This is a genomic window from Paenibacillus sp. HGH0039, assembly GCF_000411255.1.
In the GTDB taxonomy this organism is placed as follows: Bacteria; Bacillota; Bacilli; order Paenibacillales; family NBRC-103111; genus Paenibacillus_F.
On the sequence record NZ_KE150413.1, the window covers coordinates 1740231 to 1763663 of the forward strand.

Consider the following 23433-nt stretch of genomic DNA (forward strand, 5'->3'; position numbering starts at 1 on the left):
CACAAAGTTTCGGCCGAAATGCTATAATCAACCTAGGAATGAAGCAGCATCGTTTACACGAAGGGGGAAGCATAGATGATTACACTGCGCACGAGAAAAGGGGACAAGACGGTTGAAAGCGAGACGGGACTTACCGTACTTGAACTGGCCCTCAAACATAAACTCGAATGGGGACATTCCTGCAAGCGCGGTACGTGCGCGCGCTGCCGCTGTTTCGTCAAAGAAGGCCGGGAACGGCTCGCACCGCCTACGGAAGCGGAACTTGACCGTTTGGAACCCGAAGAAATTGATCTGGGCTACCGTCTGGGATGTCAGGCCGTGATTCAGGAAACCGGCGATGTTTCCGTTACTCACAAGCCTTACTTCTAGGAGGACCGGCATGAAAAGCGAACGTTCAAAGGAGCGGCGGATTGCGCTCGAAATGCGTCGGGACTTTCCACTGGAGGAGTCGTTAGTCGAGGTCATGCGTCAGGCGGCCCGTCTTCTCAACGGCACCGGAACCGGCTGGCTGATCGGCGGGAGCTGCGGTTTGGCGCTGCAGGGCGTGGAGATCGGAGCCCAGCCACGTGATCTGGATCTGTACGTGGATACGGATCAGGCGTCAGCGGCGGCGCGTATCCTGCAACCATATGCCATCGATGAGCAGAAACTGGACCGTACGGGCATCTACGAATCGCTGCTCAGCCATTATGCCATCGGCGGCATTCAGGTGGAGCTCGTAGGCGGGTTTAAAGTTTGTGCGGCGGGATCGCAGTACATAGTCGAGGCGGCCTACTTGAGGGAGAAGCACGCGGAAGTGCGGCAATTGGAAGGCGAGAGTCTGGCGTTAATGCCGCTTGCGCACGAATTGCTCTTTAACATCCTGCGCGAACGTCCCGACCGGTACGAGGCTATCGCAAGGACGATAAACGGCTGTCCGTCCCGGCATGAAGCCGCCCTGACAGACCTGCTCTCCAGAAACAGCTGGGGAGAGCCCGCATTGTCCGTCGTCAAACGGCTTATTCCCGGATTATAGAAGCATCCGCGGTTTGCGGCAGCGGAGGCTTCCGTCTCCATGACCGGATGCCGGAGCACAACGGGAACGAGCCGCACCCTGGAAATAAGCAAATGCCTTAGACGGAGGGAGGGACGAGAATGAGCCAGACCAACCCGAAAGTGACCTTTATGCCGGACAACCTCAGCGCTTCCGTCCGCTTGAATACCACCCTGCTGGATGCGGCACGGCGGGCCAATGTGCACATCCGCACCCGGTGCAGCGGGCAGGCCGCCTGCCTGATGTGCAAAGTGCACGCCGGGGACCAGAGCGGCCTGGCCGAGCCCGGCAAGAACGAGCGGCTCAAGCTCGGCAGCCAGCTGCAGGAGGGGCTGCGCCTGTCCTGTCAGGCCCGGATTACGGGCGATGTGACGGTTACCGTCCCCGAAGACCCGCTGAAAGCCGCTGTACGCGCCCAATTGGCCAAGCAGCGGGAAGAGGATGACTGGCCTTAGAACCTCTCAGCGATCCGGAGAAACGAAACCAAAGGAGAACCGATGATGACAATCGTAAAGGGCGCTCTAGCCGGGCGCCTGACGGTACTGATGGCCGCTTTATTTTCGCTGGCTTTGCTTGGCGGCTGCATGTATCCCAAAGAAATGCGCAAAGAAAACCAGACTAACCCGGGCGAGTTTATTGCCGTAGTCCAGCAGAGTATCGACGAATATCATACCAAGAAAAGCGTCTTTCCCATTAAAAACAGCGATATGGAAACACCGATTTATGAAAAATACGTCATTGATTTTCAAAAGCTGAAAAACAGCGGTTATTTGTCCAACCTTCCGGGCAATGCCTACGAAAGCGGCGGAGATTTTATTTATGTGCTCGTCGACCCCGACACGAAGGCGAAAGTGAAGCTTTTCGATCTGGTAGCCTACCGGACCACGGCTGACATCCAGAAGAAAATAAACGACTATATCAGCAAAAACAACGGCGCCGTTCCGGGCGGAGAAACCTATTCTCCCGGCTTCAGGTATGTGGATTTCGGCAAAATCGGCATGAAAACGCCTGAAATCAAAAGTGTTTACAACCGTCAGAGCCTGATTAATTTCCTTGTTCATGACTCCGGCAAAGTTGCGATTGATTATGCACCCGATCTGGCTCAAAAGATCAGGGACAAGCAGCTTCAGGCTGCACTGAAGGACGGTCAGAACCTTCTTCCCCTTCTGGTGGAGGACTCCTATTTCGTGCCTATCATGTCGTTTGAGTACAAATGGGACAGCGCGTCGAGCAAACCTGTTCCCGTCATGAAATAGCCGGTCATATACGTCTGCAAGGCGGTTTTATCCGCCGTATACGGGCTTTCGAACCCCTTTTCTTCCTCATGGAGAAAAGGGGTTTTTCGCGTTCGGCGCATATTCGGGTTCCGGGAATCATATATTTTTTCAGAGATTATTGCCAGGCATATTTCGACGACCGGCACATATATTTGTTACAAGTCCAAATGATGTACGAGTTATGTCGCATACGGATGGCAAAGGGAAGGCCGGCTGAAGAACGTATCGTGGCTCTCGCTTCATTTAACAACCTGTAGGAGGGATTCTCTTGGAGAAAGTGGATATCTTTAAGGACATTGCTGAGCGAACGGGAGGAGATATTTACCTGGGGGTCGTTGGAGCGGTCCGTACGGGAAAATCGACCTTCATCAAACGCTTCGTGGAATCAGTTGTACTGCCTAACATCCAGAGTGAAACCGATCGCATCAGAGCCACGGATGAGCTCCCGCAGAGTGCGGCAGGGCGCACGATTATGACGACCGAACCGAAGTTCGTGCCGAATAATGCCGTGCAGATTTCCGTAGCGGAAGGTCTGAACGTCAACGTCCGGCTGGTCGATTGCGTCGGCTATGCGGTGGAAGGCGCCAAAGGCTACGAGGACGAGAACGGCCCCCGGATGATTTCGACGCCGTGGTTCGACGAACCGATCCCGTTCCAGGAAGCGGCCGAAATCGGCACACGCAAAGTCATTCAGGAACACTCAACGCTGGGGGTCGTCGTGACGACCGACGGAACGATTTCAGATATTCCGCGTTCGTCTTATGTGCTGGCGGAAGAAAGAGTCATAGCGGAGCTGAAGGAAGTCGGCAAGCCGTTCATCGTAGTCATCAACTCGCAAAAACCGAACAGCGAGCCGGCCCAGGAACTGCGCAGCGAACTGCAAAGCAAGTACGACATTCCGGTCGTCACGATGAGCGTAGCGACGGCAGGCGAAGACGAGATGATCGGCGTGCTCCGTGAAGTTCTGTACGAATTCCCGGTGCATGAAGTGAACGTAAACCTGCCGAGCTGGGTAATGGTGCTGCCCGAGAAGCACTGGCTGCGTACGCATTTTGAAAATTCCGTCCGCGATACCGTTCAGGACATCCGGCGTCTGCGCGACGTGGAGCGGGTTGTCGGACAATTCTCCGAATATGAGTTCATCGACCGGGCGGCTCTTGCCGGAATGAATATGGGGCAGGGTGTGGCCGAGATCGACCTGTACGCACCGGATGAACTGTACGATAAAATTTTGGTCGAAGTGGTCGGCGTCGAGATTCGCGGTAAGGATCACCTGCTTCAACTGATGCAGGAGTTCACCCATGCGAAAAGGGAATACGACCAGTTCGCCGAAGCGCTGGAAATGGTCAAAACGACCGGCTACGGCATCGCGCCGCCTACGCTTGCGGAAATGGCTCTGGATGAGCCGGAGCTTATCCGTCAGGGCTCCCGCTTCGGTGTAAGGCTGAAGGCGACGGCTCCTTCGATACATATGATCCGTGTCGATGTGGAGTCAGAGTTCTCCCCGATTATCGGAACGGAGAAGCAGAGCGAGGAGCTGGTCCGTTACCTCATGCAGGATTTCGAGGACAACCCGCTCAAAATTTGGGAGTCCGATATTTTCGGCCGCTCTCTGCACTCCATCGTCCGGGAAGGTATTCAGGGGAAGCTTGCCATGATGCCGGACAATGCCCGCTACAAGCTCCAGGAGACACTCGGACGTATTATCAACGAAGGTTCCGGGGGGCTCATCGCCATTATTTTATAACGAGCTTGACATTTCGTTTTCTACCGTTTCCGGTGGGGAAATTCTTCAGAGAACTTCACGTTCTCCAAGAATTTCCCTGTTTTTTTGTGCATTTTCCACAAAATCAGCGACTTTGACTTGAAATAAGCTCTAGCGTATATTACTATAAGTTTGTTTCGTTTTCTTCGGTACTCGTTTTTCGTTGATGGGCTTGGGCTTTTGCCCGGTTCATGTATATTTTTTAACGAAACGGTGAAAACAGAAAGTAAAACAGTAGATATTTTGGGAGGGAGGTGAAAGGCATGAATAAATCCGAACTGATTGCTAAAGTATCTGAGACCTCCGAGCTTTCCAAGAAGGATGCGACGAAAGCGGTTGACGCTGTATTCGATGCAATTTCCGAAGCTCTTCAGCAGGGCGACAAAGTTCAGCTTGTTGGTTTCGGCAACTTCGAAGTTCGCGAGCGCTCCGCACGTAAAGGACGCAACCCGCAAACAGGCGATGAAATCGAAATCCCTGCAAGCAAAATTCCTGCTTTCAAACCTGGCAAAGCGCTGAGAGACGGCATTCAATAATCGCTTCTCTTACATATGGATTTTGTGTAGACCGTGTGCCTTCGGGCGCGCGGTTTAGTTTTTATCAGCCCTTTTTTTCGCATTGACAACTTGCGATTATCCGGTATAATAGGGATACGGCGTCGGGGTATGGCGCAGTCTGGTAGCGCGCACCCTTGGGGTGGGTGAGGCCGTGGGTTCAAATCCCGCTACTCCGACCATGAAACCCATACATACACCAAATGCTTTCGCTCAGGATCAAATCCTGACGGAAGCATTTTTTAATGCGGCCGGGAGAGCTCCTTCCTCCCTTCGGCCTGGCGGCGGTCTCTTTTGGAAGCGGCGCCCGTTTGTGTTACGATAGAATCAACAAATCCGCTGGAGGGGAACGGAAATGCGGCAGAACGGTCAAACACGTGTTAAATTCGCCCTGTTTACGGCAGCGGCGGCGATAGCCGTCATGACGTCGGGGTGTGAAGGGAAGCCTGCTTCCACAGGCGGCACGGGATCCGGCCCTGCAGGCACGGAAGCGCCCGGGCCAACCGACGCCGGCCAGGCACGGGGGAGCGGCTTCGGGAATGCTCCCGTCGTGCCCGAACTCATAGAGCAGAAGGCGGCGGACTACACGCGGGAGATCGTGGCTTCCGGCCTTAATGTGCCGTGGGAACTGGTTTTTGCGCCGGATGGCCGCATATTTTTCACCGAGCGGCCGGGGCAGCTGAGGATGATCCGGGACGGCAACCTGCAGGAGAAGCCGCTTTTGAAGCTGCAGGACCCTTTTATCAGCAGCGGGGAGGGCGGGCTGCTCGGCTTGGCGCTCGATCCTGACTTCGCCGCCAATTCCTACCTGTATGTTTACCATACGTACGCCGGAGAAGGAGAGACGAAGAACCGGGTACTCCGGCTGAAGCTGCAAGGTGACGAGGCTCTAATAGACCGCGTGCTGCTCGATGGCATACCGGGGGCGGAGAATCATAACGGCGGACGGATCAAATTCGGCCCCGACAACATGCTTTATGTCACAACGGGCGAGAAATACGATCCGCCCCTGGCTCAGGACAAGAACAGCCTCGGCGGCAAAATTTTGCGGATAAAGCCGGACGGTTCGATTCCGGAAGACAATCCGTTTCAAGGTTCGCCCGTGTACTCCTGGGGTCACCGCAACGCACAGGGCCTGGCGTGGGACCCGCGAAGCGGCGCGCTGCTAAGCTCCGAACACGGACAGTCGGCACACGACGAGCTGAACGTCATCGTCCCGGGGGGAAACTACGGCTGGCCTCTGATCGAAGGGGACGAAACGGGATCGCCCAAGGCGGCCGGACCGCTTATCCCTCCGCTTCTGCACAGCGGCAAAGACACATGGGCCCCTTCGGGAATGACGTTCATCCGCCAGGGGCCGTGGCAGGGACGTCTAGCCGTCGCCGGGCTGAGAGGGACGAAGCTGCTGCTGTTCTCGCTTGAACCTGACCGCACGTCAGCTCCGGGAGCAGCGGCTTCCGTACCCGTTTACAAGCTGACCAAGGCGGAAGCCGCGTTCGCAGGCATCTTCGGACGGCTGCGCTCGGTAACGGAAGGCCCTGACGGCTCTCTGTACCTGCTGACGAACAACCGGGACGGGCGGGGTAAACCGGCGGGAGACGACGACAAAATCATCCGCCTGAAGCCGAAGCGGTCCGGCGCGGAATAAGGGTTGACAGGCGGCTTCTTTTTAAAGCATGATAAATTGTAAGCCACATACGGATAAGCAGTACGGATAGAAGGGGGTACCGATTTATGGATCAGACACAGGGAGATTATTTTATTATTAAGGCGAAAGAAAACGGCGTACATGTGATCGGCCTGACAAGAGGACACGACACGCGCTTTCATCATACCGAAAAGTTGGACAAAGGCGAGGTTATGATCGCCCAGTTCACGGAGCACACTTCGGCGGTGAAGGTCCGCGGCAAGGCGCTGATCATGACGAAGTTCGGCAATATCGAAACCGAACAATAATTTGCGTCGGCAGGCATAGCCTGCTTTTTTTCATTGTACAATGGGATATAGACAGGAGGTGCCCTTGTACGATGAACAAAATTGCCCGTCTGCTGACGATAGGCGGCCTGTCGGCGGCCGTTGTGCTGACTATGGCGTTCGTCCCGTTTCTGGACAGAAAGAACAGCGGTCAAGGATCGGAAGCCTGGAGAAGTATTTCCGGCCCGGAATTGACGGAGGCTAATCTGCCCGATTACGTAAACGGACTCCCGCTTCAGCTGCGCGTGCGCAAGGTGGAACTTACACATTCCATTCTCTCGCTCGATCTGCTGCTGCCGGGTACGGCCGAAAAGAAGGTTGTTTACGGCGATCTGCTGCGGATCGCGCAATCGTCCCTGCTCCGGACCTCCAACATTAGCCGGGTGCTCGTCAGGATCGTGGAATACGGCGCAAAACCGGGCGAGAACGGTCCGGAGCTCGTCATGGCGATGGAAGCGGCCCGCACGGAGGCGAAGGCACTGTCCTCCTTGAAGGGAACCGACGGCGAAGATAAGGTCGCTGCCGAACTTCAGCGCAGATTTCTTCTGACCTTTACAAAGAAATGGCAGCGGCACTTTCCCGAATAATTGCTTGTGCGTCACTCAAAAGGTTATGCTATAATTACTTAGATACGATCTATGAAACTGGCACACGTACGGAGGCTTTTGTATGAACCCATATCGGATCCCTGAGATCGCTAAACAATATACGGATTATGACATGATCCGCCAGCATACGGATCTGCCTGATTTCCCGAACTTCCGGGCGCAGCTTCTGTATGCTTTTTTGAGCAGGGATTCCCGGCTTAACCCTTCATCCGAATTGTTTGCGCTCGTCACTTCGCTTGTCCAGATGGGACTCGATACGCATGACGAGGTAACGGTTTCTAATGAGGTGAAAGAGAAGAAAGCCGCCAGGTCCCGTCAGCTGAAAGTGCTGGCCGGCGATTATTTCAGTTCCCGATTTTACCACCTGCTATCGCAAGCGGGTCAAATCGAACTTATCAAACGGTTGTCCACGGCCATCTGCGAGCTGAACCGGCTCAAAACGAACCTGTATGTGACGATGAAGCATCTTAAAGTCACGGCAGAGGACTACGTGCGGCAGTCCGTGGATATCAAGTCCCATCTGTTTAAGTCGTTCGGCGGACTGATGGAAGAAGTAAACCGCCGCGCCTGGCCGGAAATTCTCGAAGCGTTCACCCGCTGCGAAGTGATTTTCAAGGAGATTTTCCGTTCGGAATCTCTTCAGGATTTCCACGAGAGCTGGGGCTACTGGCACATTATCCAGAACGGCTCCAAAGAAGAGCGGAAGCTGCTTGAAGCTGAGGAGCAGGATCCGGCTAAACTCAAAGCGCTGATTCACAAATACAACGTGCCGTCCCAATTGTACAACCTGCTTGCGGCCCAGCTTCAACAGCTGGAAGCGAAAGTAAAGCAGCTTGATTCGGACAAGCTCGCAAGTGAACTGTTTCACATTGGCGAGCCATTTTTTCGTTTCATTTCCAAAACCAGAATACTGGAAGAGAGATAAAGGTGGGGAAAGCCGTGCAAGGCAAAACGAAAGAACAATTTGTTCATTCCGTGTTTGAAAGTATCGCGCCCAAATACGATAAAATGAACAGTATCCTAAGCTTCCGCAGGCACAAGGCCTGGCGGAAATTTACGATGGCCAAAATGAACGTCAAGCCAGGATCGACCGCGATCGATATTTGCTGCGGAACTTGCGACTGGACGATCTCCATGGCGAAGGCAAGCGGCACGGGACAAATGGTCGGGCTGGATTTCAGCCAGAACATGCTCGATTACGGCGCGGGCAAGATTCGTGAGGAGAGGCTGGACAACCAGATCCGTCTCGTGCACGGCAATGCCATGAGCCTTCCTTTCGACGATAATACTTTCGATTATGCCACTATCGGGTTCGCGCTTCGGAACGTGCCGGATGTGGAGCAGGTGCTGCGTGAAATGCAGCGCGTTGTGAAACCGGGAGGGCTTGTCGTTTCTCTGGAGTTGTCCAAGCCTACTTGGCGGCCTTTTAAAGCTTTGTATTATTTTTATTTTCAGAAAGTGCTTCCGGTGCTCGGCAAATTGATTGCCAAGTCTTACGAGCAGTACAGATGGCTTCCGGAATCGCTAATCAGTTTCCCAGACTATAAAGAGCTTGCCGAAATTTTTCGCCAAACGGGGCTTCAGAAAGTCGAAGCTTACCCGCTGACCTTCGGAATTGCGGCGCTTCATATAGGCGTCAAAGGGAATTCGAGTCAGGAGAGTAAGACAGATGCGACAACTCATTCATAAAACAAAAATTTTCCTGGAAATGATCAAATTTGAGCATTCCCTTTTCGCCCTTCCTTTTGCCTATATGGGTTCTATTCTCGGAGCCGTTGTGGAAACGGGGCACTTGCCAACGTGGACGCAGATCATGTGGATCACGCTTGCGATGATCGGCGCCCGCACGGCCGCGATGTCCCTGAACCGGGTCATCGACAAGAAGTACGACAAGAAAAATCCGCGGACGGCGAACCGGGCGATCCCGGCGGGCCTGATTTCAGTCGCGGAAGTGACGATATTTATTATCCTTTCATTCCTGCTGCTTTTCTGGTCAGCCTACCACCTGAACATGCTGTCCGTTTACCTGCTACCGGTTGCGGCCTTTTTTCTTGTCTTCTATTCGTACACCAAACGGTTTACGTGGGCGTGCCATTTTGTTCTCGGCATCACCTTGGGTCTTGCCCCGCTCGGCGGATGGGTGGCGATTACCGGAGGAATCACGCCGGCCGCACTTGTCCTATTTATTACCGTAGCGATGTGGAGTGCCGGCTTCGACTTGCTCTACGCCTGCCAGGATGTGGAGTTTGACCGCGAGGAAGGCCTGCATTCCTACCCGAGCCGCTTCGGTATTCCGACGGCGCTGATTACGGCGCGCGTTCTCCATACGCTGACCGCCGTAGGTCTGATCTCGCTTTTCTTTATGACGAATCTCAGTTGGTGGTACCTCGTCGGCATTATCATCGCGTACATCATTTTGTTTTACGAGCACCGCCTGGTTTCGCCGACGGATTTATCTAAGCTGAATACGGCGTTTTTCACCATGAACGGGATACTCAGCACGGTCGTTTTCGTCTTCACGCTGGTGGATATTCTCGTGGAGACATTCCGATGAAGAAACGCGGCTGGGTCGTCGGCATTACGGGGGCAAGCGGCGCGATTTACGGAGTGACGCTCGTCAAGGAACTTCTGAAAAGGGGTGTTCCCGTCCATCTGGTCATTACGGATGCCGGCTGGCGGGTGCTTCACGAAGAGCTGGATTGGGTGGCCGCCAAGCGGAAAGAAACGCTGGAAGCTCATTTCGGCGGTTTTCCGGGCCCGTACACGTATTATCCGCTCCAGGACATCGGGGCCGGCATAGCAAGCGGCTCGTTCCGCACCGAAGGCATGGTGGTTATGCCATGTTCGATGGGCACCTTAGCGGGAATTTCCCGAGGCGCCTCGGACAACCTTCTGGAGCGGGCAGCCGACGTGATGCTGAAAGAAGGGCGCAGGCTCATTCTGGTTCCCCGGGAAACGCCGCTGCACGCCATTCATCTGGAGAACATGCTTGTCCTTGCCAAAATGGGCGTGAAGCTGATTCCGGCCATGCCGGCCTTCTATCAGCGACCTGAGACATTGGAAGACATCGTTGCCTTTCTCGTGGGGAAGGTACTAGACAACATGGATTTGGATCATGAATTGTTCAGAAGATGGGGAGAAAGCAATGACGACAACAGAGAAGAAACTGCGCATCGGGAGAATTGAATTTACGAATGCTTGGCCTGTGTTTTACCATTTTCCGGTGCAGAAGCTGGCAAATTCAGTAGAGTTCGTAAGTCAGGTTCCGACGGGTTTAAACCGGGCTCTGGCGGCGGGAGAGATCGATATGAGCGCTATCTCCTCGTTTTCGTACGGAGAAAATTTCCGGGATTACGTCCTGTTTCCCGATTTGTCGGTTAGTGCTTACGGATATGTGAATTCACTGCTGCTTTTTCATAAAAAACCGCTGGACCAATTGAAAAACGGAAGATTTGCGCTTCCGACTACCTCCGCAACGACGACAAACCTGCTGAAAATCATCATGAACAAAAAATACGGCGGCAATCCGACTTACAGTTATGCTCCGCCTGTGCTGGAAGACATGATGAAAGACAACGACGCGGCGCTCCTGATCGGCGACCATGCCATCAAAGCCAGCTGGCAGGGCAGCGGGTATATGGTAACCGACCTGGGGCAAGAATGGAAGGAATGGACCGGGCATTGGATGTCGTTTGCCGTGTGGGCCGTCCGTAAAGATACTATCGAACGGTCGCCGGAGCTGGTTAAAAGAATCTTTGACGGTTTTGTGGAAAGCAAACGCAAGTCGCTGGACGACCTTACGGGCGTTGTGAATGAAGCCGTCCTCAAAATCGGCGGTTCGGAATCTTACTGGGAACATTATTTCAGAAATCTTTGCTACGAATTCGGTCCCGAGCAGTGGAGCGGTCTGGAGCTGTATTACCGCTATGCTTGGGAGCTTGGTTTTTTACCGGAAGAGGTCTCCATCCAGATCTGGTCCGATAATACGAGGGTGCGGGTGACGGAATGAAAATTCTTAACATATACGTGCGCAAGAAAAAAGACGTGGGCGCTATCGAGCGGGAATTGGAAGTGAGCCTGCAGACCGACCACGCATTATTGACGGAAACGTCCATGCATCTGCTAAAGGCCGGGGGCAAAAGAATCCGGCCTGTTCTTGTCCTGTTGGGCGGCGAATTCGGAACCTATGATATTGAACGGTTGAAAATGATAGCGGTGCCGCTGGAGCTTTTCCATTCGGCCTCGCTCGTTCACGACGATGTGATAGACGATGCGGACACCCGGCGCGGCCAGGATACCGTAAAGTCCAGGTGGGACAACCGGATTGCGATGTATACCGGGGATTTTATTTTTGCCAAGGGGCTTGAGATTGCCGCCAGACTGGAAGATCCGCGTGTCCATTTGATCCTGTCAAAGGCACTGGTGGAGATGTCCATCGGTGAAATGGAACAGATCCGTTTCTTCTTCCATACGGAGCAGACGCTTCGGGATTATCTTCTCCGCATCAAGCGGAAGACGGCTCTTCTTATCGCGATTTCCTGCCAGCTCGGAGCTATGGTGGCGGGAGCCGACGAATACGTATCCAACCGGCTGTATTCTTTCGGCTACAACGTCGGGCTCGCATTCCAGATCCGGGACGACATCCTTGATCTGTGCGGTACCGAGAAGGAGATCGGCAAACCTCCGGGAAGCGATATCAAACAGGGCAACATTACTCTGCCCGTTATTTTCGCCCTGCAGGAGGAGAAGCTCAGAGGCCCGATTCTGAGTGAGATCGAACGCATCCAGCAAGCGGACGGGCAGACGGACGTCAGCCGCGTTCTGGACATGATCCGCGGGAGCGGAGGGATCGAGAAATCCAGTGCGCTTGCCGACCGCTATATCGCAAAAGCCATTGCGGCTCTGGATACGCTTCCGAACATCCGGGCCAAGCAGGATCTCATCCAGGTCGCCCATTTTATCGGCAACCGCACGCACTAATCCTATATTTTATCGGCCCGGCGGGCTCCGGTTTCACGGATGTGTGCAATTGTTCATTGTACGTGCTGCTGAAACGGTGGTACAGTAAGAGAGATTACTTTTCTACCAATTGGAGGCAGATTACATGGAAAAAACTTTTCTAATGGTAAAACCGGACGGCGTCCAGCGCGGACTGATCGGAGAGATCGTCAAGAGACTGGAGCAGAAAGGCTTCCAGCTGGTAGCCGCTAAACTGATGCTGATGACAAGAGAGCAGGCGGAAGAGCATTATGCCGAGCATAAAGGCAAAGACTTCTTCGAGCCGCTTGTAGAGTTTATTACTTCCGGTCCCGTATTTGCCATGGTGTGGCAGGGCGAGCAAGTTATTGCGCTTTCCCGCATTCTGAACGGTAAAACGAACGTACTGGAAGCGGCTCCCGGAACGATCCGCGGCGACTTCGCCTTACATACGAGATTAAACCTGATTCACGGCTCGGATTCACCCGAGAGCGCAGAGCGTGAGATCAACCATTTCTTCAAGCCGGAAGAAATTTTGGATTACAAGCGCGACGTATCCCGCTGGTTGTAATCAGACTAGGGAAAAAGATATGGGCATTTTTGCCTATATCTTTTTCTTTTTTGCAGGAGAATTCGCCCGGGATAGGGAATATCAACACCTGGACAAATACATCAGAGGTGGGATACAACTTGGAAAACGACGATTTTCCGTTATTTATCCGCAAAATCAAGGACTTCACATCGATAGATCTCGCATTATACAAAGAAGCTCAGATGAAAAGGCGTCTGACGACGCTGCGGATCAAAAAAGGCTACAATACCTTCTCGGCCTATTTCGATGCCATGTCGAAAGATAAAGAACTCTTTTACGAATTTCTGGACCGGATGACCATCAATGTTTCCGAATTTTGGCGCAACCCGAACCGCTGGGAAGTGATGGAACAGAAATTTTTGCCGGAACTGAGAAACGCGAGCCGGAATCTCAAAGTATGGAGCGCAGCCTGCTCGACCGGCGAGGAGCCGTATACGCTGGCTATGATCTTGTCCCACATGGGCGCTTTGCGTGACGCCTCCATCCTTGCGACGGACATTGACGAAGGAGCGCTGGAAAAGGCGCGCCGCGGCATTTATGTGGAAAGATCGCTCAAAGACGTTCCGACCCACTACGTGAAAACGTATTTCAAACAGGAGCAGCTCGGTTTCCATGTCACCGACGAGCTCAAGAAAGCGGTGAAATTCCAGAAGCAGAACCTGCTGGAGGATCGTTTCGACAGCGGCTTCGACCTGATTGTTTGCCGCAATGTCATCATTTATTTTACGGAAGAAGCGAAGCACCGGCTGTATCAGAAATTTTCAAAAGCGTTGAAACCGGGAGGCATTCTGTTCGTGGGTTCCACCGAGCAGATTTTTTCTCCGGCCCAGTATGACCTCGAACCCGCGGATACCTTTTTTTACCGGAAAAAGGGGTAGGAATGTATAACTTTTCCTTTTGAAACCGATACTTGGAGTACTGTCTTTCAAGGAGGACTCAAATGGATAAACGAAAGGTTATTGCCGCCTATCACCGGGGGTTTATCACCATGCAGGAGTGTGCGCAGATTCTAGGCATAGATTCCGTGCAGATTCTCGGGATGATGAACGATCCGAAGATGGCCGGTCCGTCCGGTCCCTGGCAGAAGCAATCGGCCGGCGGCTGACGATCGGAAGCTCAGGTCTAATGGAAACCGGATAAAACACGCTTTGATGCCGCCTGGCACGCAGGGCGTGTTTTTTGTGCGTGCGGTTGTCAAACGCATAGGGGTATACTATAATGATAGAAAAACTTAGGCACTTGAAAGCGCTAAAGTGTTTGTCGGTACCGTAGTTGTACGGATTAGAAGGGAGCAAGAGTAGTGAGATACTTAACGGCGGGGGAAACACATGGTCCGCAGCTGACTGCGATCATTGAAGGATTTCCGAGTAATGTAACGATTGATTTTGAAGCCATGAACTTCCAATTACATAGAAGGCAGAAAGGCCACGGACGCGGACGCCGGATGCAGATCGAGAAAGATACCGCAAGCATTGTCGGCGGTGTGCGCCACGGCAGAACGACAGGTGCGCCGATTGCCCTGGTCGTCGAGAATAACGACTGGAAGCACTGGACTTCCATTATGAACATAGAAGAGCAGCCGGATACGGACGAAGGAAAACGGCGGGTTAACCGGCCGCGTCCGGGTCACGCGGATCTCAACGGCGGTTTGAAATACAACCAGCGCGACCTCCGCAACATTCTGGAACGCTCCAGCGCCAGGGAAACGACGATGCGCGTAGCTTGCGGCGCCGTCGCGAGACAGCTGCTTGAAGCGTTCGGCATCAAGCTGGCGAGCCACGTCGTCCGCATCGGCGAAGTGGAGGCGAAATCTCCGCAGCTGCCGATCGACGAGCTCATCGCGATTACGGAAGAGTCTCCCGTAAGAGTGACGGATCCCGAAGCGGAAGCGGCGATGATCGCGGCTATTGACGCGGCGAAGGCCGACGGAGATACGCTTGGCGGCATCGTAGAAGTTATCGTGGAAGGCGCGCCGGTCGGTCTGGGCAGTCACGTGCAGTGGGACCGCAAGCTTGACGGGCGCATCGCTCAGGCGGTTCTGTCCATCCAAGCGTTTAAAGGCTGCGAAATCGGAATCGGATTCGAAGCGGCCAAACTGCGCGGCTCCAGCGTGCACGACGAGATTCAATATGATCCCGAGAAGGGCTTCCGCCGGGCGAGCAACCGCGCAGGCGGTTTCGAAGGCGGAATGACGACAGGCGAACCGATTGTCGTAAGAGGCGTCATGAAGCCGATCTCGACTCTATACAAACCGCTTCAGAGCGTGGATATCGATTCGAAAGAAGCATTCACGGCTCAAGTGGAACGCTCCGATACCTGCGCCGTGCCGGCTGCCGGCGTCATCATGGAGAACGTGGTGGCCTGGGAAGTCGCGCAGGCGTTCATGGAAAAATTCGGCGGAGATTCTCTCGAAGAGATTCGCCGCAATTATGAGAATTACTTGAAGCAAGTGGAGAGCTACTAAGATGATGGAGCTGAAAGTTGATCTCGGCGAGCGCTCGTATCCAATCTACTTGGGAGAAGGGCTGCTCAAGGACTGTGCCGCGTATTTCGACAAACATGCCATCAGCAAACGCGCCCCGCTTCTGATCGTTACGGATGAGTCGGTTGCGCGCCATCATCTTCAGCCCGTCATGGACAGCCTGACAGCCGGCGGATACAAGGCGTCTTCTTTTATCGTGCCGCCGGGCGAGGGCTCGAAATCATTACAGATGCTGGAGCAAATCGTTACAGCCGCTCTTGAAGCCGGGCTGGACCGCAAGTCCACCATCGTCGCACTGGGCGGAGGCGTCGTCGGAGACCTCGCCGGTTTCGCTGCGGCAAGCTTTATGCGCGGCATCGCCTTTGTACAAATGCCTACCACCATTCTGGCTCATGACAGCAGTGTCGGGGGTAAGGTTGCGGTCAATCATCCTTTGGCGAAAAACATCATCGGCGCTTTTCACCAGCCGGAGATGGTGCTGTACGACGTAACCACGTTACAAACCCTGCCAAAGCGGGACATTTCCGCGGGATTGTCGGAAATGATCAAGCACGGTCTGATCTGGGACGCCGATTTTGTGACGTGGCTGGAAAACAACCGGGAGAAGCTGCTTTCCCTGGACCCGGAAGCTCTGCAGTACGGGCTTTACCAGGGCTGCAAGGTTAAATCTCTGGTTGTATCGCAGGATGAGCGCGAGAACGGCCTCCGGGCGATTTTGAACCTCGGCCACACGATCGGCCATGCTTTAGAGGCGGTCGCCGGCTACAACGAGCTCTTGCACGGCGAAGCCATCTCCATCGGGATGGTCGGTTCGGCGCGGCTTGCCGTGAAGCTCGGATACTCCGAGGACATCTACACGGTGACCAAGCGCATCCTGCAAAGTTTCGGGCTGCCGGTCCGTCTGCCGGAGCAGTACGACACGGCCCGGATTATGAGCGCATTGATGCACGACAAGAAGTTCAAGGAAGGCACCATGACGTTCATTATACCTACGGCTGTCGGGCAGGTGGAAATCCGAAGCGATGTCCGCCGCGAATGGGTGGAAGAAGTCGTGGAACAACTTAAGCGGGAGGCATAACCATGTTCGTTAGAGGAATCCGCGGCGCAACAACCGTGGAAAGCAACGAAGAAGGACAGATTCTGGCGGCTACGCTGGAGCTTTTGGAAAAGATTGTCCGCGAGAACGACGTGAAACCCGATGAAATTTCCTCGGTCTTTATTACGGTCACCAAAGAACTGACCGCGACGTTCCCGGCGAGAGCCATCCGCCAGATGCCGGGCTGGGATCTCGTACCGCTTATGTGCTCCATCGAAATCGATGTAGACAACAGTCTTCCGAAATGTATCCGGCTTATGGTGCTGGCCAATACGACGAAACGGCAGGATGAAATGCGGCACGTTTATTTAAAAGGCGCGCAGGTTCTGCGTCCGGATATTGTAAAATTGACAAATCCCTAATCCGGGTAGTATAGTCATTATAGATGAGTAGAGCTTAGATGAGATCAGTTGAGAAGAGTAGAGTTGAGCATAGACAGCGCATAACTATCGTTAGCATTTCGCATGAGTTGCGAAAGGACGATAATAACCGTTCCGTCCCTTTGATAGCAAGGGGGGTTCTGTAGTTTTTTCTGCAGAGCGGAGAACTGTAGTCTTACAGCCGGTTCTTTTAACGAACCTTTACGGCTCTAGACGGTGCGCCTTGAATTCCTGCACTCTTACCAATCAAATGAACTCAACCAAACCTCTACGGATGCGTAGAGGTTTTTTTATTTTTTTAAATGCTGCCCGTAGAAAGGGGAAAACAAGAATGAATACCGAGCTTCAAGAAGTGATCCGCCTGGGAAAAGAATACAATCTGATACCGATTGTACGCTGCCTGCTGGCGGATACGGAGACACCGATCCGAGTATTTCAGCATGTTGCCGACGAGAAACGCGCGTTCCTGCTTGAAAGCGTAGAGGGCGGCATTAAGTGGGCCCGGTATTCGTTCATCGGTACAGACCCGTTTCTCATTATAAGGGCACGCGACGGAAAGACTCATCTGGAGACGCAGGGAAGAACGATCACGACGGAAGAAAAGCCGCTTGAAGCTTTGAAAAGCCAGCTTGCGTTATTCCGGAGCCCTTCGATTGAGGGACTGCCTAGATTCACAGGCGGAGCGGTCGGATTTTTCGGGTACGATCTTCTCCAGTATTATGAGAACCTTCCCAAACACCGCGTCGACGATATTCAGATGGATGATATCCAGTTCATGTTTTGCGACCAGGTTATTGCCTTCGATCACTTCAAACAGCAGATGAATGTGATCGCGAACGTGCACATTCCTGAAGGAGCCAGCGAGGAAACGATAGCGGAAGCTTACCGTCAAACCTGTCAGAAGCTGGACGCGACGATACAAAAGCTCAAAAAGCCTCTCCCTTCGACCATGATGACCCATAGCGAAGTGGAAACGACTACGGATCTGAGCGGCTTCCGTTCCAATCTGAGTAAAGAACAGTATGTATCCAATGTGAAAGCGGCCCAGGAATATATTAAGGCCGGCGACATCTTTCAGGTGGTGCTGTCCCAGCGTTTCGAAACGGATACGGACGTCTCTCCGCTGCAGGTTTATCGGGTACTCCGTACATTGAATCCTTCCCCTTACATGTACTATTTGAAAATGGACGATGAAGTCATCGTGGGAACCTCTCCCGAAATGCTGGTGCGCGTGGAGGACGAGAGAGTGGATACAAGAGCCATTGCGGGCACACGACCGAGAGGCAAAACGCCCGAACACGATCTTGAGCTTGAGCAGGATCTGCTCGCGGACCAGAAGGAACGTGCGGAGCATCTGATGCTGGTGGATCTCGTGCGTAACGATGTAGGCCGGGTTGCCGAATACGGTACGGTGTCCTGCGACAGCTTTATGCAGATCGAGCGCTACTCGCACGTGATGCACATCGTGTCGAACGTGTCGGGGACGATGAACAAAGAGAAGGACTTCTTCGATGCCTTCCTGTCCTGTCTGCCGGCAGGCACGGTGTCCGGGGCGCCGAAGCTGAGAGCGATGGAGATAATCGCCGAATTTGAAAATGAAAGAAGAGGCACCTACGCCGGTGCTATCGGCTACCTTGGTTTCTCGGGGAATATGGATTCGGCCATTACGATCCGGACTATCGTTTTCAAGAACGGCAAAGCGTATATCCAGGCCGGAGCGGGTGTTGTTTTCGATTCCGATCCGGTGAAAGAGTACGAGGAGACGGTGAACAAGGCGCGGGGGATGATGACAGCGATCCGTACCGCGGAAGCGATGTTCAAGCGGGCGGCGGATAATCCGAACCTCGACTACTATGTCCACGTCCCGGCCCTTTAGGCAGGAAGGATCGGCCGGAAAGGATCGGAACTAGACGACGGAACGAACGGCAGATGAACGGTACATGAACGGCAGGTTAAAATCCATTTCGAAGAAGGAGGACGGTCAGATGGCGGCGAATGGTACCATTCAGCGGGCGATTTCGACACTCATTGGAGGCGGGAACTTATCCCGTGATGAAGCGAGGGAGGTCATGCTGTCGGTTATGGACGGGGAAGCAACCCCCGCCCAAATCGGCAGTGTGATGACCGCGATGAGGATTAAGGGAGAAACAATCGAAGAGGTGACGGGCTTTGCCGAAGCGATGAGGCTTAAAGCGACCTCGGTGCAGACCATCCAGGATAATCTGCTGGATACTTGCGGAACCGGAGGCGACGGAGCGGGAACGTTCAACATCTCGACCGCCTCCGCTATCGTGGCGGCAGCCGGGGGTATCCGGGTCGCCAAGCACGGTAATCGTGCGATGTCCAGCAGCAGCGGCAGCGCGGATGTGCTGGAGGCGCTCGGAGTGAACATCGAGCTCGACGGCGGTCAGGCGGCGGAGTGCCTCGATCAGATCGGCATCTGCTTCATGTACGCCCAGCGGTATCACCAATCGATGAAGCACGCTGCGGGTCCGCGCCGTGAGCTGGGAGTCCGGACGGTGTTTAACCTGCTGGGCCCGCTGACCAACCCGGCCGGCGCCGACCGCCAGGTGCTCGGAGTGTTCGAGCGCGGCAAGACGGAGCTGGTCGCCGAAGTGTTGGGAGCGCTCGGCCTTAAACGGGCGGTCGTGGTTTCCAGCTACGACGGTTTGGACGAAATCAGCATTTCCGCACCTACGCAGGTGACGGAATTGAAAAACGGAACGGTGAACACCTACACCGTTACACCGGATGATCTCGGCCTTCAAACTTACTCCCTGCAAGACATCCAGGGAGGGAACGCGGCGGAGAATGCGGAAATCATCCGCACGATTTTCACCGGCGCCACAGGCGCACACCGCGAAATCGTGCTTGCCAATGCGGGCGCCTGCTTCTACGTGACCGGAATTGCCGGCACGCTTCAAGAAGGCGTCAAGGTAGCGGCCGATGTCATTGACAGCGGCAAAGCTATGGAAAAATTACAGCAATTAGCCCACTATACAGGAGATCTGAGCTATGTTTCTTGATAAAATCGTAACAACCAAGCGCAGAGAAGTTGAGGAACTTCGCGGACAGGTAAGCTCTTCCGAGCTGGAGCGACGTATTTCCGGCCTGCAGGCGTGCAGAGGGTTCGAACGTGCCCTGCGGGACGGAAGAAATCGGCCGACGGGACTCATTACGGAAGTGAAGAAGGCTTCCCCTTCCAAAGGCCTTATCCGTGCCGATTTCGATCCCGTCCAGTTGGCTTCGGCCTATGCCGAAGCCGGGACGGACTGCATTTCGGTGCTGACGGACAAAGATTACTTCCAAGGCGCCAACGACTACTTAAGCGCCGTCCGCGAAGCGGTAAACGTGCCGCTGCTCCGCAAAGATTTTACCATCGACCCGCTGCAGGTTCTGGAAGCGAGAGTCATCGGCGCGGATGCCGTTCTGCTGATTGCGGCCATCCTCAAGCCTTCCGAGCTAAAGGAACTCAAGCAGCTCGCGCAGGATGTCGGGCTCGACGTTCTCGTGGAAGTTCACGACCGCCGGGAGCTGGAGACGGTCCTGGAGCAGGACGCGACTCTAGTCGGCATTAACAACCGGAATCTGAAAACATTCGTAACCGATATCAAGACGACGGAAGAACTGGCGGCGATCGTGCCGGACGACCGGATTCTAGTCAGCGAAAGCGGAATTTCTTCCCGGGACGATCTGGATTTCGTCCGTAAAGCCGGCGCACGGGCCGTGCTGATCGGGGAGCATTTTATGAGACAGCCGGATGTCGGCCAAGCCGTCCATGACTTGATGGGCGAACGCAGTATTACCCGGAATTTTTAAATGCTAAAGAACGGGCTGCAGAAGAAGTTTCCTTCGTAAGCGAGTGGAGTAATGGCGGCTAAATAGGCTTTTTGGCTGCCGGGGAGTGAAGAAAATGGGATCGGTTTCAAAAAGACCGGACGTAAAAATTTGTGGACTTCAAAGCGTTGAAGTGTTAAAATCAATCGTACATTTCCCGATTAGCCAGATCGGGTTTGTTTTTGCACCCAGCAGAAGACGAATCACGCCGGAGCGAGCTTCCGAGATGATTTCGTTTCTGCATGAACGTTCTCGGCAGGGCCACCGTGTTCCCAAGACGGTCGGGGTGTTTGTCAATCCCACCCGGGAGGAGCTCGCGGATGTTTTGTCCGTCGCCAAACTGGATATTATCCAGTTTCACGGGGAAGAGGCGCCCGAAACGTGCAGAAGCATCAAAGAACAATTTGGTGTGGAGCTTTGGAAAGTATCCTCGATTAAAAACGAAGAGCCTCCTGTCAACGAGAGCTCTTTTTCGGATATAAAGGACGGGGTGAACGGCTGGATACAGCGGCTTGATCCTTATCGCGACGCAGTGGATGCCGTATTGATCGATACGTTCGATCCGGTTTACGGCGGAGGGTCGGGGCGCACATTCTCTTGGAATTGTATACCCGCAGCCCGTAAATGGGCATTGTCCGCGGGCATGCCCCTGATTGTAGCGGGAGGGTTAAATCCCGACAATGTCGGCGACCTCATTGAACAATATGAAATCGACGGAGTCGACGTTTCGAGCGGAGTCGAGACGGACGGTGTTAAAGATATCGCCAAGATTGCAGCTTTTGTGGAAAGGGTGACAGGATAATGGCAGCAGCAGTACCAGATGAGCATGGAAGATTCGGACGTTTCGGGGGGAAATATGTACCAGAAACGTTAATGAACGCACTGATCGAACTGGAAGAAGCTTACCGTAAATATTCACAGGATCCCGAATTTATAAAAGAGGTTGAAACGCTGCTGCATGATTATTCCGGCAGACCGACACGGCTTTATCACGCGCAAAGGCTGACCGAGAAGCTTGGCGGAGCCAAAATCTATTTGAAGCGTGAAGATCTTAACCACACGGGCGCGCACAAAATCAACAATACGATCGGACAGGCGCTTCTGGCCAAGCGGATGGGCAAGAAAAAAGTCATCGCCGAAACCGGCGCGGGACAGCATGGCGTCGCTACGGCTACCGTTGCGGCACTGCTTGGCCTGGAATGCAAGGTATTCATGGGCGAAGAAGATATGAAACGCCAGCAGTTGAACGTATTCCGGATGCGTCTGCTCGGAACGGAAGTCGTTCCTGTGTTGTCCGGCACCCGTACGCTCAAGGACGCGTGCAACGAGACGCTCCGCTACTGGGTCAGCAATGTGCACGATACGTATTATATCCTCGGATCCGTAACCGGTCCGCATCCATATCCGATGATTGTCCGCGATTTCCAGCGTGTAATCGGAGACGAGACGCGCTCGCAGATTCTGGAACTCGAAGGAAGACTGCCCGATACGGTTATCGCCTGTGTCGGCGGAGGCAGCAACGCGATGGGGATGTTTTATCCGTTTGTCGGCGATGAAAGCGTGCGCCTGATCGCGACGGAAGCAGCCGGACGCGGCGTGGACACCGAAGAGCATGCGGCGACGATGGCGAAGGGAAGCCCCGGCGTGTTCCAGGGTTCGCTCAGTTACGTGCTCCAGGACGAATTCGGCCAAGTGATTCCTGCCCATTCCATTTCGGCCGGTCTTGATTATCCCGGCGTAGGACCCGAGCACGCTTACCTGAAAGACTTGAAGCGGGCAGAATACGTGCCGATCACCGACGCCGAGGCGCTCGACGCTCTGCAATTGCTCTGTAAGACGGAAGGTATTATTCCGGCGCTGGAAAGCGCGCACGCGGTTGCGCAGGCGATAAAAACGGCTCCGACTATGTCCCCGGACGAGCTTCTTGTCATTTGTTTGTCGGGCCGCGGAGATAAAGACGTGGAAGCTATCATGGGCTATCTCGGAGGTGCAGATCATGAATCGCATTGATCGTAAATTTGCGGAGCTGAAATCCGCCGGTAAGAACGCACTCATACCTTTTATTACGGTAGGGGATCCTACGGCGGACGTTACCCTGGATATTATCCGTGAACTGGAGAAATCCGGCGCGGACCTCTTGGAACTCGGCGTCCCGTACTCCGATCCGCTCGCGGACGGCCCCGTTATTCAGGAGTCTTCCGGACGTGCCCTGAAAAGCGGGATTACCGTGCTGAAGGTAATCGAAATCGCCAAGCAGGCGCGCAGCGAGGGCTCCGAGCTGCCCATGATCTTGTTTACTTACTACAATCCGCTCCTTCGCATCGGGCTGGAGCGCGTTTTTGAACTCATGAAGGAAAGTGATATCAGCGGCGTTATTATTCCGGACCTGCCGATGGAGGAAGACGCGGAAGCCAAGCAGCTCGCGGAGCGGCACGGCATTCATCTGATTCCGCTGATTGCGCCGACTTCCAACGAGCGTGTGCAGAAAATCGTCGGCCGGGCTTCGGGCTTTGTCTACTGCGTGTCCTCCATGGGAGTGACCGGTGTACGCTCCGAGTTTCATGCGGGTGTAGACGATTTCCTGGCTTCGGTAAAAGCGGCCACGGATTTGCCGATCGCAATCGGCTTCGGCATTTCGAACCGCGAGCAGGTCGAGCGCTTCGAGAAAACGTGCGACGCGGTCGTTGTGGGCAGTGCCATCGTCCGCCGGATCGGCGAACAGGAACACCGCCTCCAGGACGAAAGTACGAAACAAGATGCGCTGAAGCAAATCGGTGAATTTGTCAGAGACTTGAAAGGCGCGTCTTTTCAAACGCAAAGTTAACGAGTAAAGCACGACGAATGCAGATAGAGAGACA

The 23433-nt window shown here is 54.1% G+C and carries 27 protein-coding genes and 1 tRNA gene; all 28 read left to right on the plus strand.

The features are described 5' to 3' along the window. Positions 1-75 precede the first annotated feature (75 nt). The 28 genes from HMPREF1207_RS22345 (at position 76) to trpA (ending at position 23399) form a co-directional block, all read left to right on the plus strand. Positions 76-369 (plus strand): 2Fe-2S iron-sulfur cluster-binding protein, encoded by a 294-nt coding sequence (locus HMPREF1207_RS22345; RefSeq protein ID WP_009672002.1) that lies wholly within the window; start codon positions 76-78, stop codon positions 367-369. A 10-nt stretch (positions 370-379) separates the two neighbouring features. Further along, a complete protein-coding gene (locus HMPREF1207_RS22350) occupies positions 380-1015 on the plus strand; it encodes a nucleotidyltransferase domain-containing protein (RefSeq protein WP_009672007.1) in 636 nt (211 codons plus the stop codon). A 119-nt stretch (positions 1016-1134) separates the two neighbouring features. Then, a complete protein-coding gene (locus HMPREF1207_RS22355; protein ID WP_009671998.1) occupies positions 1135-1488 on the plus strand; it encodes a 2Fe-2S iron-sulfur cluster-binding protein in 354 nt (117 codons plus the stop codon). 45 nt (positions 1489-1533) lie between these two features. Then, positions 1534-2289, plus strand: a complete 756-nt coding sequence (locus HMPREF1207_RS22360) for a hypothetical protein (protein WP_231392126.1) — start codon at positions 1534-1536, stop codon at positions 2287-2289. 289 nt (positions 2290-2578) lie between these two features. Then, entirely contained in the window at positions 2579-4057 is a 1479-nt protein-coding gene (spoIVA, locus tag HMPREF1207_RS22365; RefSeq protein WP_009672005.1) for a stage IV sporulation protein A, read from the plus strand. 281 nt (positions 4058-4338) lie between these two features. Beyond that, positions 4339-4611, plus strand: coding sequence for an HU family DNA-binding protein (locus HMPREF1207_RS22370; RefSeq protein WP_009671985.1), 273 nt, complete (start codon positions 4339-4341; stop codon positions 4609-4611). Positions 4612-4734: 123 nt separating this feature from the next. Next, a tRNA-Pro gene (locus HMPREF1207_RS22375) sits at positions 4735-4811 on the plus strand. A 173-nt stretch (positions 4812-4984) separates the two neighbouring features. After that, on the plus strand, positions 4985-6277 hold the full coding sequence (locus HMPREF1207_RS22380) for a PQQ-dependent sugar dehydrogenase (protein ID WP_009671974.1): 1293 nt from the start codon (positions 4985-4987) through the stop codon (positions 6275-6277). 86 nt (positions 6278-6363) lie between these two features. Next, the gene (gene mtrB, locus HMPREF1207_RS22385) at positions 6364-6585 is read left to right on the plus strand and encodes a trp RNA-binding attenuation protein MtrB (RefSeq protein ID WP_009672001.1); all 222 of its coding nucleotides are present in this window, start codon (positions 6364-6366) and stop codon (positions 6583-6585) included. A 71-nt stretch (positions 6586-6656) separates the two neighbouring features. Next, positions 6657-7190 (plus strand): hypothetical protein, encoded by a 534-nt coding sequence (locus HMPREF1207_RS22390; RefSeq protein WP_009671991.1) that lies wholly within the window; start codon positions 6657-6659, stop codon positions 7188-7190. Between the two features lie 82 nt (positions 7191-7272). After that, positions 7273-8136: a heptaprenyl diphosphate synthase component 1 gene (locus HMPREF1207_RS22395; RefSeq protein ID WP_009672006.1), complete on the plus strand. Its 864-nt coding sequence runs from the start codon at positions 7273-7275 to the stop codon at positions 8134-8136. 14 nt (positions 8137-8150) lie between these two features. Continuing rightward, complete coding sequence (locus tag HMPREF1207_RS22400) at positions 8151-8900, plus strand: demethylmenaquinone methyltransferase (protein ID WP_009671984.1); 750 nt, start codon at positions 8151-8153, stop codon at positions 8898-8900. After that, entirely contained in the window at positions 8881-9765 is an 885-nt protein-coding gene (locus tag HMPREF1207_RS22405; protein ID WP_009671995.1) for a UbiA-like polyprenyltransferase, read from the plus strand. The genes HMPREF1207_RS22400 and HMPREF1207_RS22405 overlap by 20 nt, the downstream gene beginning before the upstream one ends. Then, a complete protein-coding gene (locus tag HMPREF1207_RS22410; protein ID WP_009671983.1) occupies positions 9762-10397 on the plus strand; it encodes a UbiX family flavin prenyltransferase in 636 nt (211 codons plus the stop codon). The genes HMPREF1207_RS22405 and HMPREF1207_RS22410 overlap by 4 nt, the downstream gene beginning before the upstream one ends. After that, a complete protein-coding gene (locus HMPREF1207_RS22415) occupies positions 10357-11220 on the plus strand; it encodes a menaquinone biosynthesis protein (protein WP_009671981.1) in 864 nt (287 codons plus the stop codon). The genes HMPREF1207_RS22410 and HMPREF1207_RS22415 overlap by 41 nt, the downstream gene beginning before the upstream one ends. Then, positions 11217-12191 carry a polyprenyl synthetase family protein gene (locus HMPREF1207_RS22420; RefSeq protein ID WP_009671975.1) on the plus strand — a complete coding sequence of 325 codons (975 nt, stop codon included), beginning with the start codon at positions 11217-11219 and terminating at the stop codon, positions 12189-12191. Before HMPREF1207_RS22415 ends, HMPREF1207_RS22420 begins: the two co-directional genes overlap by 4 nt. 124 nt (positions 12192-12315) lie before the next feature. Further along, positions 12316-12759: a nucleoside-diphosphate kinase gene (gene ndk, locus HMPREF1207_RS22425; RefSeq protein ID WP_009671982.1), complete on the plus strand. Its 444-nt coding sequence runs from the start codon at positions 12316-12318 to the stop codon at positions 12757-12759. A 119-nt stretch (positions 12760-12878) separates the two neighbouring features. Continuing rightward, on the plus strand, positions 12879-13658 hold the full coding sequence (locus HMPREF1207_RS22430; RefSeq protein ID WP_009671996.1) for a CheR family methyltransferase: 780 nt from the start codon (positions 12879-12881) through the stop codon (positions 13656-13658). A 62-nt stretch (positions 13659-13720) separates the two neighbouring features. Next, the gene (locus tag HMPREF1207_RS29955) at positions 13721-13885 is read left to right on the plus strand and encodes a hypothetical protein (protein WP_009671987.1); all 165 of its coding nucleotides are present in this window, start codon (positions 13721-13723) and stop codon (positions 13883-13885) included. A 195-nt stretch (positions 13886-14080) separates the two neighbouring features. Then, positions 14081-15244 carry a chorismate synthase gene (gene aroC / locus HMPREF1207_RS22435; RefSeq protein WP_009671979.1) on the plus strand — a complete coding sequence of 388 codons (1164 nt, stop codon included), beginning with the start codon at positions 14081-14083 and terminating at the stop codon, positions 15242-15244. A gap of 1 nt (position 15245) precedes the next feature. Next, the gene (gene aroB, locus HMPREF1207_RS22440; protein WP_009671976.1) at positions 15246-16340 is read left to right on the plus strand and encodes a 3-dehydroquinate synthase; all 1095 of its coding nucleotides are present in this window, start codon (positions 15246-15248) and stop codon (positions 16338-16340) included. 2 nt (positions 16341-16342) lie between these two features. Further along, positions 16343-16720, plus strand: coding sequence for a chorismate mutase (gene aroH / locus HMPREF1207_RS22445; RefSeq protein WP_009672004.1), 378 nt, complete (start codon positions 16343-16345; stop codon positions 16718-16720). Positions 16721-17069: 349 nt separating this feature from the next. After that, positions 17070-18614 (plus strand): anthranilate synthase component I, encoded by a 1545-nt coding sequence (trpE, locus tag HMPREF1207_RS22450; protein ID WP_009671978.1) that lies wholly within the window; start codon positions 17070-17072, stop codon positions 18612-18614. Positions 18615-18723: 109 nt separating this feature from the next. Next, positions 18724-19764, plus strand: a complete 1041-nt coding sequence (trpD, locus tag HMPREF1207_RS22455) for an anthranilate phosphoribosyltransferase (RefSeq protein WP_009671977.1) — start codon at positions 18724-18726, stop codon at positions 19762-19764. Next, on the plus strand, positions 19754-20557 hold the full coding sequence (trpC, locus tag HMPREF1207_RS22460) for an indole-3-glycerol phosphate synthase TrpC (protein WP_009671992.1): 804 nt from the start codon (positions 19754-19756) through the stop codon (positions 20555-20557). Before trpD ends, trpC begins: the two co-directional genes overlap by 11 nt. A gap of 94 nt (positions 20558-20651) precedes the next feature. After that, a complete protein-coding gene (locus HMPREF1207_RS22465; protein WP_009671989.1) occupies positions 20652-21377 on the plus strand; it encodes a phosphoribosylanthranilate isomerase in 726 nt (241 codons plus the stop codon). Then, complete coding sequence (gene trpB / locus HMPREF1207_RS22470) at positions 21377-22585, plus strand: tryptophan synthase subunit beta (RefSeq protein WP_009671999.1); 1209 nt, start codon at positions 21377-21379, stop codon at positions 22583-22585. Before HMPREF1207_RS22465 ends, trpB begins: the two co-directional genes overlap by 1 nt. Then, the gene (trpA, locus tag HMPREF1207_RS22475; protein WP_016423996.1) at positions 22572-23399 is read left to right on the plus strand and encodes a tryptophan synthase subunit alpha; all 828 of its coding nucleotides are present in this window, start codon (positions 22572-22574) and stop codon (positions 23397-23399) included. The genes trpB and trpA overlap by 14 nt, the downstream gene beginning before the upstream one ends. Positions 23400-23433 lie beyond the last annotated feature (34 nt).

Bases quoted from the DNA above. Each gene is read 5' to 3' on its own strand.
- HMPREF1207_RS22345 (WP_009672002.1), top strand. From the start codon at position 76: ATGATTACACTGCGCACGAGAAAAGGGGACAAGACGGTTGAAAGCGAG.
- HMPREF1207_RS22350 (WP_009672007.1), top strand. From the start codon at position 380: ATGAAAAGCGAACGTTCAAAGGAGCGGCGGATTGCGCTCGAAATGCGT.
- HMPREF1207_RS22355 (WP_009671998.1), top strand. From the start codon at position 1,135: ATGAGCCAGACCAACCCGAAAGTGACCTTTATGCCGGACAACCTCAGC.
- HMPREF1207_RS22360 (WP_231392126.1), top strand. From the start codon at position 1,534: ATGACAATCGTAAAGGGCGCTCTAGCCGGGCGCCTGACGGTACTGATG.
- HMPREF1207_RS22370 (WP_009671985.1), top strand. From the start codon at position 4,339: ATGAATAAATCCGAACTGATTGCTAAAGTATCTGAGACCTCCGAGCTT.
- HMPREF1207_RS22380 (WP_009671974.1), top strand. From the start codon at position 4,985: ATGCGGCAGAACGGTCAAACACGTGTTAAATTCGCCCTGTTTACGGCA.
- mtrB (WP_009672001.1), top strand. From the start codon at position 6,364: ATGGATCAGACACAGGGAGATTATTTTATTATTAAGGCGAAAGAAAAC.
- HMPREF1207_RS22390 (WP_009671991.1), top strand. From the start codon at position 6,657: ATGAACAAAATTGCCCGTCTGCTGACGATAGGCGGCCTGTCGGCGGCC.
- HMPREF1207_RS22395 (WP_009672006.1), top strand. From the start codon at position 7,273: ATGAACCCATATCGGATCCCTGAGATCGCTAAACAATATACGGATTAT.
- HMPREF1207_RS22405 (WP_009671995.1), top strand. From the start codon at position 8,881: ATGCGACAACTCATTCATAAAACAAAAATTTTCCTGGAAATGATCAAA.
- HMPREF1207_RS22410 (WP_009671983.1), top strand. From the start codon at position 9,762: ATGAAGAAACGCGGCTGGGTCGTCGGCATTACGGGGGCAAGCGGCGCG.
- HMPREF1207_RS22415 (WP_009671981.1), top strand. From the start codon at position 10,357: ATGACGACAACAGAGAAGAAACTGCGCATCGGGAGAATTGAATTTACG.
- HMPREF1207_RS22420 (WP_009671975.1), top strand. From the start codon at position 11,217: ATGAAAATTCTTAACATATACGTGCGCAAGAAAAAAGACGTGGGCGCT.
- ndk (WP_009671982.1), top strand. From the start codon at position 12,316: ATGGAAAAAACTTTTCTAATGGTAAAACCGGACGGCGTCCAGCGCGGA.
- HMPREF1207_RS29955 (WP_009671987.1), top strand. From the start codon at position 13,721: ATGGATAAACGAAAGGTTATTGCCGCCTATCACCGGGGGTTTATCACC.
- aroB (WP_009671976.1), top strand. From the start codon at position 15,246: ATGATGGAGCTGAAAGTTGATCTCGGCGAGCGCTCGTATCCAATCTAC.
- aroH (WP_009672004.1), top strand. From the start codon at position 16,343: ATGTTCGTTAGAGGAATCCGCGGCGCAACAACCGTGGAAAGCAACGAA.
- trpE (WP_009671978.1), top strand. From the start codon at position 17,070: ATGAATACCGAGCTTCAAGAAGTGATCCGCCTGGGAAAAGAATACAAT.
- trpD (WP_009671977.1), top strand. From the start codon at position 18,724: ATGGCGGCGAATGGTACCATTCAGCGGGCGATTTCGACACTCATTGGA.
- trpC (WP_009671992.1), top strand. From the start codon at position 19,754: ATGTTTCTTGATAAAATCGTAACAACCAAGCGCAGAGAAGTTGAGGAA.
- HMPREF1207_RS22465 (WP_009671989.1), top strand. From the start codon at position 20,652: ATGGGATCGGTTTCAAAAAGACCGGACGTAAAAATTTGTGGACTTCAA.
- trpB (WP_009671999.1), top strand. From the start codon at position 21,377: ATGGCAGCAGCAGTACCAGATGAGCATGGAAGATTCGGACGTTTCGGG.
- trpA (WP_016423996.1), top strand. From the start codon at position 22,572: ATGAATCGCATTGATCGTAAATTTGCGGAGCTGAAATCCGCCGGTAAG.